General features: G+C 46.9%; 12 protein-coding genes. 3 read left to right on the forward strand and 9 right to left on the reverse strand.

The window, feature by feature from the left end:
* Positions 1 to 79: 79 nt before the first annotated feature.
* Positions 80 to 655, reverse strand: coding sequence for a hypothetical protein (locus tag WG89_RS11630; protein WP_062265977.1), 576 nt, complete (start codon positions 653 to 655; stop codon positions 80 to 82).
* Positions 656 to 1,782: 1,127 nt separating this feature from the next.
* Here WG89_RS11630 and trmL point away from each other — a divergent pair.
* The gene (gene trmL, locus WG89_RS11640) at positions 1,783 to 2,247 is read left to right on the forward strand and encodes a tRNA (uridine(34)/cytosine(34)/5-carboxymethylaminomethyluridine(34)-2'-O)-methyltransferase TrmL (protein WP_062265983.1); all 465 of its coding nucleotides are present in this window, start codon (positions 1,783 to 1,785) and stop codon (positions 2,245 to 2,247) included.
* Between the two features lie 13 nt (positions 2,248 to 2,260).
* Here trmL and WG89_RS11645 read toward each other — a convergent pair whose 3' ends face one another.
* From WG89_RS11645 to WG89_RS11660, 4 genes are all read right to left on the reverse strand, one after another.
* Entirely contained in the window at positions 2,261 to 4,951 is a 2,691-nt protein-coding gene (locus WG89_RS11645) for a hypothetical protein (protein ID WP_153301551.1), read from the reverse strand.
* A 48-nt stretch (positions 4,952 to 4,999) separates the two neighbouring features.
* On the reverse strand, positions 5,000 to 5,461 hold the full coding sequence (gene secB / locus WG89_RS11650; protein ID WP_079253803.1) for a protein-export chaperone SecB: 462 nt from the start codon (positions 5,459 to 5,461) through the stop codon (positions 5,000 to 5,002).
* 204 nt (positions 5,462 to 5,665) lie between these two features.
* On the reverse strand, positions 5,666 to 5,917 hold the full coding sequence (gene grxC, locus WG89_RS11655; RefSeq protein WP_062265992.1) for a glutaredoxin 3: 252 nt from the start codon (positions 5,915 to 5,917) through the stop codon (positions 5,666 to 5,668).
* 59 nt (positions 5,918 to 5,976) lie between these two features.
* Positions 5,977 to 6,393, reverse strand: coding sequence for a rhodanese-like domain-containing protein (locus tag WG89_RS11660; RefSeq protein WP_062265995.1), 417 nt, complete (start codon positions 6,391 to 6,393; stop codon positions 5,977 to 5,979).
* Between the two features lie 369 nt (positions 6,394 to 6,762).
* Here WG89_RS11660 and gpmM point away from each other — a divergent pair, with 369 nt between their 5' ends.
* A complete protein-coding gene (gpmM, locus tag WG89_RS11665) occupies positions 6,763 to 8,292 on the forward strand; it encodes a 2,3-bisphosphoglycerate-independent phosphoglycerate mutase (protein ID WP_062265998.1) in 1,530 nt (509 codons plus the stop codon).
* A gap of 55 nt (positions 8,293 to 8,347) precedes the next feature.
* On the opposite strand, the gene WG89_RS11670 is transcribed toward gpmM, so the two are convergent.
* Both WG89_RS11670 and WG89_RS11675 read right to left on the reverse strand, forming a co-directional pair.
* A complete protein-coding gene (locus tag WG89_RS11670; protein WP_062266001.1) occupies positions 8,348 to 8,878 on the reverse strand; it encodes a VOC family protein in 531 nt (176 codons plus the stop codon).
* Positions 8,879 to 9,063: 185 nt separating this feature from the next.
* Positions 9,064 to 9,684 (reverse strand): BamJ family beta-barrel-assembly machinery protein, encoded by a 621-nt coding sequence (locus WG89_RS11675; RefSeq protein ID WP_062266003.1) that lies wholly within the window; start codon positions 9,682 to 9,684, stop codon positions 9,064 to 9,066.
* Positions 9,685 to 9,885: 201 nt separating this feature from the next.
* Here WG89_RS11675 and WG89_RS11680 point away from each other — a divergent pair, with 201 nt between their 5' ends.
* Positions 9,886 to 11,169, forward strand: coding sequence for a hypothetical protein (locus WG89_RS11680; protein ID WP_062266006.1), 1,284 nt, complete (start codon positions 9,886 to 9,888; stop codon positions 11,167 to 11,169).
* Between the two features lie 36 nt (positions 11,170 to 11,205).
* Here the strand turns inward: WG89_RS11680 and WG89_RS11685 are convergent, their stop codons facing one another.
* Both WG89_RS11685 and WG89_RS11690 read right to left on the reverse strand, forming a co-directional pair.
* Positions 11,206 to 12,177 carry a ribonuclease Z gene (locus WG89_RS11685; protein WP_062266008.1) on the reverse strand — a complete coding sequence of 324 codons (972 nt, stop codon included), beginning with the start codon at positions 12,175 to 12,177 and terminating at the stop codon, positions 11,206 to 11,208.
* Between the two features lie 257 nt (positions 12,178 to 12,434).
* A partial coding sequence (locus tag WG89_RS11690) for a transposase (RefSeq protein ID WP_172806795.1) occupies positions 12,435 to 12,566 on the reverse strand: 132 nt, incomplete at its 5' end.

A 12,566-nucleotide genomic window follows, 5' to 3' on the forward strand; every position in this document is an offset into this window, starting at 1 on the left:
GGGCTATTCTCACGGCTGTTTTTTTATTTTTGAAGAGCCAGCGAAGACACCGGAAATAACTTCGCTGGCTTTTTTGAGATTAAATTGGGCTTACTGTTACAGTCGCTGTACCTGTATAAACACCAGGTGCAGCTCCTGTATAGGTGGGTGTTACCTTAATTTTGTAAGAATTCGCCCCTGTGCAATTTGCAGGTAAATTGACTGGGTCATTGCTTGATCTTGCCAAAGCTGTTGGACTCTGAATACCTTCACCAAGCCCACTTCCTCCCCAGAGGCCATTAGCTATGTCTGAATCAACATTATTTTGCAACTGTAAAGTGTATGGAACATTAGCAGCTGCTGCCCCAGCACCAACTGCTGCAGTATTACTAAGTTCGAAAGTACCGCCTAGAGCACTCATTGAGATATTAAAGTCATCTACATTTGAAGCAACACAAACGGGTGTAGTTCCAGTAGCAACCCCAGTACCTGCATCATCAATTACAACATCCTGCAAACCATAAATTCGGATTTGAGTATTGTTGTTGAGGGTAATATCAAAATTGCCTGTAGAAGAGCCGTTCGTTGCTACAGGTGGATTGGTTGCAGCCTGAAGCCCGGAAGAGGCCAGTCCTGCAGACAGCGCGATAGCTACAGCTACTTTTTTAAATTCCATCACTTTCTCCGTTAACTAGTCCATAGTCTGTTTTTTCTTCTATGCTTCAGGTGCTTGAAAAACACCTTGATCTCGAAGCCACTCACTCCAGGCTTCTTACGGAACTGCAAGTCAGGCGGAACTTAAAAAAATAAACAACAATCGTCTTTTTATTATTATCCGTCTGTCTTTCCTGATCCTGGCACTCTTTATTATTAACATTTTATAAATGCATTTTGTGATCAGGTTAACATAATTAACTGATCACAAAAACACCTGCCAGATAGATATTTTTGCAATGTCAACACAAAGAACTTAAAGGTTTTGAAAACGCCCCCGGTTTGCAAGAACGTAACCGGATTCATAAATTTCCGTTTATTAATCAGGCAGATATTCAAACCATGAGGTTAGGAAACCATTTTATGCGCCAGAAAATCAACACCCATTCGGATCATTCTTCTGTACATCACAAAAAAGATCGTTATCCTGACAGACACCTGAGGAGAGAGATTGAAAGTAAATTTTTTTTCTGCTGTGTGTAGCTCTACTAAGATTAATGAAGTAGCTTCCAAGGCAGTGAAGTATTCGAAGCGTGTATCAGCATAACCCTCAGGGAATTTATAGAGGCTTCTGAAGATGGATCTGTCACCCTACGATCAATGCCGCTGTGATCAAAAGCAATGCCGTGTCGGCCGTACCTGTAACATTATTGCTCTGCTGCTAACTATGGTTCTGATTTCAGGACTGGCTCAGGCTTGTGTTTGAAAAGCGTCAAAAGCTGTTTCTTTAAGGCAGGTATTCAGGATAAGAATTGAACTGCAGCGGATATAATTACCTGCTGCAGTTCATAATGCCAGCCAAATCCCTTTCAGCTGACCATGCTTTCGCATACGGTTTACTGTGACTTCTCAAATGAGAAGGTCACAGTAGTTTGATTGCGTCAGTACCTTGACGCTCTTTTTTGACGTCCCTATCAGGCTGCTTCCAACCCTGGTGGCAGCCATGTGATCTCTTAGAGGGCAACAAGTCCACTAAGTTTCCCTTGGTAATCCATTCTGACCGGATTGGTTAGATTCACTGACAACCATTCCCTCACCCCAAAAAGCGATATACTTCATTTTCTTTGCACTGAACCAGCTTCCGTCGACATGCTTGATATTGTTTTGTACCAACCAGAAATCCCGCCCAACACCGGCAACATTATTCGTCTCTGTGCCAATACAGGCTTTCGTCTCCACCTCATCAGGCCTTTGGGGTTTGAACTGGATGACCAGCAACTGAAGCGAGCAGGTCTGGATTATCATGAATACGCCAGTCTGCAGATTCATGATGATTTCGAAGATTTTCTTGAGAAAGTGAAACCTGTAAGGGTTCTGGCCTTAAGCACCAAAGGCACTATGAATTATTCAGAGCATTCTTTTGAACCAGGAGACGCCTTGATGTTCGGTCCTGAAACCAGAGGACTGCCCGCTGAGATTCTGGAGAGTCTGCCAAAAGAGCAGGTATTGCGTTTACCGATGTTACCGGACAGTCGCAGCTTGAACCTGTCCAATACTGCTGCAGTGATGGTTTATGAAGCCTGGAAGCAGATGGGATTCAAAAGTGGAAAGTGAATACTCACCACATTCAAGGAGAACCACCATACTGCCTGATCCACAATGATTTGAGCAGAGAAAAGATATTATTGATACTCTCTGGGAGCACCATGGGCAATTGGCTTTGCACAATTTGTGTAAACTCCCTTTTTTGCTCTCTTAAGAAATCAACTGAAACCACCCCGGCTTCAGCACTTCTTCGCTGAAGCACTTTGTAATACGCAACGTGATAATAATACCAAAATAAACCCAGAGGATTCGCAGCTCCAGGGATAAAGCCCATACCGGATGATGCAGACCTCAGTGGCATCACTACTGGTCCCGGTGTGGCAGCTGACGGTAAATTAGTCCAACCCGTGGTGGAGGGGAAAAATGCTGATACTAACGGCTGGTTAACAGAAGCCGTCAAAGCTGTTTTGGCCTTGCCGTTTCCAGTCTTTGCCATACTGCCAGGGATAATTACGCTGGGAACTACGCCTGTCGCCTCTTGAGTTATCACTGGTTTCCAGTGAACTACTGAGGAAGAGGAAGATACTGCGAGGGCTTGTGGAACCGAGGCCATTACTGGTGCGGGAGGCCTACCTTGACGAGCCCTCATGATTTGAATCTGTTGCCTCCGAGGCAGACTCCTGAACTGGACATTAGCATCTGAAGGTTGCTTAAAAGCCGGATTCTGAAACTGTCCTCCTGCCGCCTGAGTTGTTGCAACCTGATGTCTCCTGACTAAATTCTTTCCCTGCTGAGATTGTCTCCAGGCTAGCTCAAGCTGGGTATGACCAGCACCGTAAGGAGGTGGTGGTTTTCGTAACCTTCTACCTGAGAAAAAAGGCATTGAATAGCTATTAGACAGCATGCTGATCAGCTGATGACTTCCCTGCTCCTGACTATTGCGTTGACGGCTTTCAGGAGTCTTGCCATAGACACGAACATTTGCAGGCTTTTCCGGTATTGGAGTAATCAGGCTTCTCCAGAACGAATAAGTAGCATGACCATCCAACCATCGAGCCAAGTTCCTTCTCCATGTTTCATTAACCCTATGATTGAAAAGGCTTTTTAAGGCAAAAAGAGTAAATGAGCCTACAAAACCCTCTAGCTGAGAATTAGAACCTTGCTCCTCCTTGAACCTTGTAAGTATTCCATCCAGCAAGAATAACTCTGTTACAGTGGTGTCAATGGCTGAGGTATCCATTACGCTTACTAATCTGGACGGTAAACTGTAATCCTCCCACTTTAAGTTTATGACTGGAGAAATAGCTCTTCTTGCGTAGTCTCTATCACTCAGGAACAAAAGATTGTTTTTTTCCAGATACTCAATAAGCCTATCGACGGCAGCCTGCTCTTCAAAGTTCTTGTAAAAATCAATACCTGCCAGCACCATATTATTCAATAACGGTGCTTTTTCTAAAACAGTTACCGGGTCCTCTTCTGCATAGTGAGAAAGAAAATCAATAACCGTATTAACAAGCATGATTACCAGAGGATCCACTCCAGACTCAGCTGCCAGCTTTGTGTATTGCCTTATTACAGCCTGTGATTCTTTCTCCCCTTCACTACTCACTTCATTACTAGAAGAATCAGGGTGACTCCTCTCAATTTGTGGATGCTCCTCTTCTCCTTCAATCACTCTCCTTTCCTGCTGAAGTCTCCCTCCGTTGGCTACTCCAGCATTATGTATGTCTGCTCGTGGTCTCTTTTTGGGATTCCCTTTTTGTCTGACACACTGCCTTCCTTCACAGCCAGTCCCATTGATCATCTCCAACCAACTCCGCTTATGGGAAGCCTTGAGACTGGAATCAATCGGTGGACAGCAAGAATCACCTACACAAACAACAGCAAGTCCCTCTTTCTGCTCTCCGGATAAATAAGCCTGCCGGTAAGCCTGCTCCGGAGGCAACATGAGCATGACAAAGCCGGATACCCAATCAATATAACTGGCCAAACTATTTAAATAGTACTGCAGATGCTCCTCATAATTTTCAAGCTCAACTTCCGGAGTTGTGACATTACTTGCAGTAGAAAATTCGTTTTCAGACGGGTTGTATACTGACACTTGAAGCAGATCATCTGCACTGAGATTACCCGTTTGATTAACCACGACAGCTGAAACAGAATAATTAGTTGAGGGTCTGCAATCATTCTCAATCCAATGGAAAACATCCCATCGCTCAGTGGATGGAGTATTGGAAACTAATAACAAGTCCTTCCCGGACTTATTCATTAAATGCACCATGCTTCCATGAGCAGCCAGCACTTCTCCTTCAAAAACACTCATTACTGCTATTGGGCTTTCATCGTTCTCAAGCTGAAGCGTCAGAAGCCCGTTTCCCGACTTCACTTTCTGCGATGAGATGAAATGCATGGCAAAAACAATTTTTTTCTTAACAGCCTGAAGAACTGAACTTTCAAGATAGTTTTGCCCTTCAGTCTGACTGATGGGCATCACAAACTTTTCAGAACTTGTAAAACGGTTTTGAGGTATACGACTGTTGGCTGAAGACCTAAAAAATACGAGATTTTCCGAAGCCAGCCCAAAAACCCTATCTGGAGTAATGCAGATGAAAGCAGTCAGTAACAGCAAACCTTTTCTAAAACTGAATACCATAAGAGCCTGCAATAGCGATGAGAACCACGGGCTATAGCGTGCCGTTTTTTCAATGGGGAAACTCGGGAAGAGTATAGACAGAGCAAGAAGAAAAGAATGAAAAAATAAGAAAAAAATCATTTTAAATCAAGGTGTTACGAGATAGCTCATAACACCCTGAAAGCACAATCAGTTAACTGAAGCTTCCTGCTGTTCGCGCGCCTGAAGGTACAGGGCGTCGAAGTTTACAGGTGCCAGCATCAGCGGAGGGAAGCTGCCACGCAGAACCAGGTTGTCAATGGCTTCACGAGCGTATGGGAACAGGATGTTCGGGCAGAAAGCACCCAGAGTACGATGCAGTTCATCGTCTCCCAGACCCTTGATCAGGAAAACACCGGCTTGCTGAACTTCAGCCAGGAAAGCGGTTTCCTTCTCTTCTTCACCGTTCTGAACGGTAATGGTCAGAGACAGAACCACTTCATACATGTCGTCATGCAGCAGACGGTTAGTCGTGTTCAGGTCCAGCTTAACTTCAGGCTGCCACTGAGCCTGAAACATCTCTGGAGACTTTGGAGATTCAAAGGACAGGTCCTTGACGTAAATACGCTGCAGAGCAAACTGCGCCTGATCTTGCTGCTGATTCTCAGCCATTATCATTTCCTTAAAAATATCGGTTCTCGATTCCGAGCACCTGACAACATTAGGTTCCCACTTATCATGGGGGCAAAAATACGGATATCAAGCCAGATAATCAGCTATTTTCGACAAAAAGGCCAGAGCCCACCTTTTTTGTCTGACTGGCTCGTTTTTAAGGGATCAAAGGCAGGCTAAGTACTTATTTCGGACAACCTGCGATCACAGCAGCAAATCATCCAGCTTGCCGGCAGATTCCATAGCATAAAGGTCATCACAGCCACCCACATGGGTGTCTCCAACCCAAATCTGGGGCACAGTGTGTGAGTTTGCCTTCAAAGTCATTTCCTGACGGACATCAGGCCTGCCATCGACGCTGATAGTCTGGTAGCTGACACCCTTACTGTCCAGCAGTCTCAAAGCACGGTGACAAAAGGGGCAATAGGCAGAAATATAAACAGTAACCGGAGCCATCTCTTTTCCATTCTTGTTGGCAAAGCCGCTCTCCTGAAAAGAGCGGCTGGAATTCCCTATTACTTTTTTACCAGGGGCAGATTGTCGGCTGTCCAGGTACCGATGCCGCCCTTAAGGCGTAATACCTGTTCAAACCCGGCATCTTTCAGCTGCTTGCCGACCGTACCACTGTGCTGCCCCATGGCATCCACAATAATAATCGGCTTATCCTTGTCCTTATTCAATTCACCCACACGCTCCGCCACTTTGCCATAAGGCATGCTGATGGCGTCTACGATGTGACCTTTACTGAAGTCTGCTTTCTCCCTGACATCCAGCACTACAGCCCCTTGCTGGTTAATCAACTGGGTCACTTCCTGAGAACCCACGGTTTGCCCCCCTTTACGAGTCTCCGTAAAGAGCAACACACACAACAGAGCCACCAATGAACCCACCAGCAACGGGTGGTTACCTATAAATTCAATAATCTGTTCCATACTGAACCAGTACTAAATGCCTTAGCGAGGGAAAAACAGTTTACGCTTCTCTTTACTTTTAGAAAAAGATGCGAGCCACTTTTCATGATTAATTGCCGTAAGGCGGCAAGTATACAGTCTGCCCAATAGAGTTACGAATGTTTCAATACCTACCTGCCCTGCCCCTGATTTTGTACTTCCCGCAAATCTGCAATCACTGAAAATCATCAGAATGGGCCATGAAGCATCATGGAAAAACAGAGAAAATCAGGCTTTGACCAAAACAACTGTTCTATTCTGCAAATAATGAATTTCTATCAAACTGTCTCTGGAAACGAGGCACAAAGCAGGTAGAATTCAAAGCCTTCACCTCTCGCCAGGGTTTGACCCATGACTGACAAGCGCAAAACCACCGCCCTGATCATCCTGGATGGTTACGGTTACCGCAAAGAATCTGATTCCAATGCCATTCTGGCAGCCAATACTCCGGTTATGGACCGGCTCCAGAAAGAACATCCTTTCAGTTTTGTCTCTGGCTCCGGCATGGATGTAGGTCTTCCGGATGGGCAGATGGGTAACAGCGAAGTGGGTCACATGAACCTGGGTGCAGGACGTGTTGTTTATCAGGACTTTACCCGCATCACCAAGTCCATTAAGGACGGCGACTTTTTTGAAAACAAAGCGTTTACCGACACCATCGATAAAGCCGTCACTGCAGGCAAAGCCGTTCACATCATGGGCCTGATGTCTCCGGGTGGCGTTCACAGTCACGAAGACCATATCAACGCCATGGTTGAACTGGCCGCCAGACGCGGAGCTAAAGAAGTTTATGTTCACGCGTTCCTGGACGGCCGTGATACACCGCCTCGCAGTGCCGAAGCCACCCTCGCTAAAACAGACGCTCTTTTGAAAGAGAAAGGCGTCGGCCGTGTCGCCAGCCTGATCGGTCGTTACTACGCCATGGATCGTGACAATCGCTGGGATCGTGTTCAACAAGCCTATGACATGATGACTCTGGGCAAAGCGGAATTCAGCGCTAAAACAGCCGTTGAGGGCCTGAAGGCCGCTTATGAGCGCGATGAAAACGACGAATTCGTTAAAGCCACAACTATTGGTGAAAGCCCTGCCACCATCAATGATGGCGATGCAATTCTGTTCATGAACTTCCGTGCTGACCGAGCTCGAGAAATAACCCGTGCTTTTGTCGACAAGGACTTTGAAGGCTTCAAACGTGCCAAAGAGCCAGCCATGGCCGGCTTTGTTATGCTGACCCAGTATGCAGCTTCCATCGACACTATTTGCGCTTACCCACCTTCCGAGCTGCCCAACACTCTAGGTGAATACATGGAGAAGCTGGGTAAAACCCAACTGCGAATTGCTGAAACCGAGAAATACGCTCACGTTACTTTCTTCTTCAGCGGCGGACGTGAAGAACCTTATAACGGTGAAGAAAGAGTACTGGTGGAATCCCCAAAAGTGGCCACCTATGACCTGCAGCCTGAAATGAGTGCTCCGGAAGTGACCGACAACCTGGTTGCTGAAATCAAGAGTGGCAAGCATGACCTGGTGATCTGTAACTACGCCAACTGCGACATGGTCGGTCATACCGGTGTATTTGATGCGGCCGTAAAAGCGGTTGAAGCCGTTGACCAGTCCATTGGTCGTGTGATTGAAGCTCTGGACGAAACCGGTGGGCAGTGTCTGATTACCGCCGACCACGGTAACGCCGAACAAATGCTGAACCCAGAAACCGGACAAGCCCATACCGCTCACACCTGCGAGCTGGTGCCTCTGGTTTACTTTGGCCCTAAAGCCATCCAGCTGAAAGACGGCATTCTGTCGGATCTGGCCCCTACTCTGCTGGATCTGATGGGTATAGAACAGCCTTCAGAAATGACCGGAAAATCTCTGGTTTCCTGATCGATCGTTCTGTTAATAACTCCACTGCATTCAGCAGTGGAGTTTCAATCATTCTCTATAAAGATATCAGCCTGAAGGGCTCATCACCCTGCCAGTTTTGCGCTTCTTCTGCACACTGTTCAAAGTGCTCTGTCATTCCCCGGTCTTCTTCCATCAGCTCTATAACCATATCTCCCAGCCAGGGCGCACCCATGTAATAAATTCGCTGAAAAGGTGTCCTGCAAATACCCGCTACGGTTAAACCTGCCCGCTCACCGTCTTTCACTGCCTGATCAATGTCCTCCACAAAATAGGCAATCTGGTGAAACACTTGCTGTTGATCGGATTCCATAAAACCACTGTAGGGAGACAAGACCGAATTAGTCTGTTGAATTAACTCAATCTGAACACCGTTCTGGTAGCTGAGCCCTACATTCATTCGGGCTTCGTTCACCTGCCCCTGGAACTCAGTTTCCATAGAAACATTCCGGAATCCCCACCAGGGGCCCACACCCAAAACATCTTTCCAGTGATGCATGGCTTCATCCAGATCTTTAACCAGAAAACCCCATTGCCGAACGGGACCGAAGAGTGTTTCAAAATTCATCGGTGAGTACTCACTTTATTATTTTTATAGTGATGGCCATCCATCACAGCAGTGATGAATCCAGAGTTGTACAAAACAACTAAAGCAAACAGCTTACCCTTTGGGTGAATTAAATAGAAACAAGAAGAGATAGGGAGGAAGGAAACAAGGACTGGAAGCAGGACGCTTCCAGTCCAAAGCTGTTATCAGGAAACAGCCAGCAGCTCTACTTCAAATACCAGAGTTGCGTATGGCCCAATCACACCACCCGCACCCTGAGCACCGTAGGCCAGGTTGTAAGGAACAAACAGCTTCCACTTGGAACCTACAGTCATCAGCTGCAGAGCTTCAGTCCAGCCAGCAATTACGCCGTTAACCGGGAACTCGATAGGCTCGCCACGATCCACAGAGCTGTCAAAAACAGTGCCGTTCAGCAGAGTGCCGTGGTAGTGAGTACGAACGGTAGCGTCAGGACCTGGCTTCTCGCCATTTTCTTCACCTGCTACCAGCACTTCGTACTGCAGACCGGAGTCAGTGACAGTTACTTCGTCGCGCTTGGCATTTTCAGCCAGGAACTTTTCACCCTCAGCGGTCATTTCCTTGGCTTTTTCTGCTTCCTGAGCCTGGATGCGCTGATGCATTTCGTTGAAAGCTTCCTGCAGGGCAGAATGCTCAACAGCACTTGGAGCACCATTCAGGGAATCAGCCAGACCTGCCAGAACGGCATCAATGGACAGACCTTCGATCGGGTTGCTGGCCAGCTGGTCGCCCATCTGACGACCAATACCGTAACTTACGCGCTCTTCAACACTTGTATATTCAGACATTCAATTCTTCACTTTGGGTGAAACAGTGATAAGCGATTCACATCGCTCAAGCTGATGCCATAAGTCTGCTTTAAAGCATTTTTATGGCAAAAGAGAATCATTATACCACGAAGCGGATCGACTTCGGATCTCTGTAAAAACCCCAGTTCCAGAATTCGTGTCTACACTTTCTAGCTTTACCTATAAAACCGGAATCGCCCCATGCTTCTCAGAAAACCGGCCCTGCTGGTCGTGGCCCTATTTTCGATAACCTTCAGTGTCTTCGTGCAGGCGCAGGAAGAGCTGGTTTATGTACTCTGGAGCTTGAACTCTCGTGCAGAAATGTACCTGATTCAGCGTTTGGACAATAACAAACCCAAAGTTCTGGCTTCCATCAAACGGGACATGACCATCGACGAAGCTTATCTGGATCATGTTGGAAATATTGCATTCAAGCGAACCCGAACAGCCATGAGTGCGGGGAATTATGACCCCACCGGAAAAGCTGTAGCGGTAGCCAGAAAAATGTCTCAGGAAATGCTGAATGAGCAGAAGGCCGTATTGGCTCAAAAGGGTATAGACCCTGCAAAGATCCCTTCTTCATTCCTCTATGCAGTAGCAGGCTTTGATGCCACTACGGCAAAAGAAGGGGATGAACTGTTCGCCTATTTTAACCCTCAGGACGTGATCGAAATTCAGAATGAGGCAGAAAAAGCCATTAAAGATACATTTCAAAGCAGCGGAATCACTCTCACGGGAATATGGACCACCCGGGATACTGCCCTGATCGGCGAAGCAATGAAGCGTATGAATGCAGAGGATGAGCTGTTTGTTTTTAAAACCACCTACGACCTGGTTTGCTCCATGGAACAGGGAACATTAAAAACGGTGGATATGAAAATGCCTTATGGTGAAAACAAAAAACTTCCCAGTGGCAGCACCCACAGCATCGGAGCCTTTGCCAGTGATAACTTCTTCGTCAACGCTCGCAGTCCGGAATGTCTCTTCAGTGATCCAGCCTGTCAGACAGAAATAGCAGAGTGGAGTATAGAGAGCGACGCTCGAACTTATCTGCATCAACACATCAATCCAAACGCAACGGATGAAGCCTTCTTCCAGCGTTACTCTGAACGTAAAAGAAAGAATGAATTGGGCCATAGAGTTCTGTTGCTAAGACTGCAGGATGCTGACGCCCCTACAGCTCTTAAAGAGTGGTATGCAGACCATATGAAAGCCACCATGCAACCCACACTGGATGAGATAAAAAAGAATGCTTCAGCCCTGATCGCCAGGGCTGCGGAAAAGGGAAAAACCAATCCGCCCCACGTCTACTTTCTGGGTGAGTATGCCGAGATCAATGAAATTGATTTTGTGAATGCCTTGTTCCGAAAACACTTTCAGGAGTGGGGTTTAACCTATTCCTACATCAACAAACAAGCTACTGATCTGTTGATGGCGGCAGGAGCCTTGGTCATTATCAGCTCCTTTAATCAAGCCACTCCTTAAACACATTGATTAGAGCAGGGAGCACACTGCCCTGCTCTAATCAATTCTGGCCAGAGTTCTTTCTCTGTCCAAAGCCCAGCAACCGAAATCTTCAGCCAGCTCAACCTGCCCACTGAAAACCGATTGAGCTTCGCTTCTGAGGGCTTCAACCGATGAAGCAAAGTCAGACGAATGTTTTCGATAGCGGCCGCTGATGTGAGTCAGGATGATATGATTAACTCCTCCTTTCTCAGCCGCTTCACCCACCATGCTGGCTGTGCTGTGCATATATTGTGGTCCTACCTTTTCCAGAACAGGGTCCGTAAAAGTGGCTTCATGCACCAATACATCGACACCTTTCATGGCATCAATAAGTAGGTCCGGCTGATCATTATCGCCACCAATAATGGCCACTCTGCCTGGCAGCGGGGGCAGCCTGACATCTTCAGGATTAACGATTCGTCCTCCCGGCAAAGTTATACTGTTTCCATTCTGCAACTCTCCCCACAAAGGACCTCTTGGCACATCAAGCGCTTCCAGCTTGTCCTGGTCCATTGACTGGATAACCGGCTTTTCCTGAAAACGGTATGCAAAGCTTGGGACGCGGTGAGAAAGAGCATGGGAACTTACGCTGAAGCGTTGATCCTGAAAATGGAAGTCCGGTTCATCACTGCGAACAAAGTTAAGCTCGTAGGGCATATTACTGACAGCCGCGCACTTCAAAGCGTGGCGTACAAAGCTCTCTACACCTTCGGGTGCGCAGATAGTCAAAGGAGCCTTTCTCCCCTGCATACTGGCACTGGTTAACAGCCCCGGCAGTCCAAACATATGGTCGCCATGAATATGGGTGATAAAAATGGCTGAAAGCCCTGACAGGGTATAACGACTTTTGAGCAGCCTTTGCTGTGTCCCTTCACCACAATCCACAAGATACCAGTCCCGACTCTCATCCAGAGCCAGTGCCATCGCGGTCACGTTTCTGTCTACGGTGGGAGACCCTGCCGAGGTTCCCAGAAAAGTAAATCTCATAAAATTGTCGTTTACCTGCACAATGCTTCCCAATGGGTTCTGGTGCTGTCTTTGTTCTTTTTAAAACAGCATAACACGTTACAGGGAAGGGAAAATAAATCAGAAGCGGCCTGCATATAATGCCTTTGGGTATGTGCAACCCAGAAGTAAATGATCCACGTTCTTAGAACGTGGTTTTGCTTTATGCCCCCCCTATAAGGGGGCTGAAACCGCCAGCCTTCAGAGAAGGCTGGTGAGAGTTGCCCCAAGATTGCAGATTATTTCCTGAAATCTATCTCCTGCTGGAGACGTTCTTTCTTTTCTTGGTACTTCACATATTTACGGATCATTTCTGCATCTACTCCGACAGTATCGACACAGTAGCCTTTTGACCAAAAGTGATTACCCCA

This window comes from Endozoicomonas arenosclerae (genome assembly GCF_001562015.1).
GTDB lineage: Bacteria > Pseudomonadota > Gammaproteobacteria > Pseudomonadales > Endozoicomonadaceae > Endozoicomonas_A > Endozoicomonas_A arenosclerae.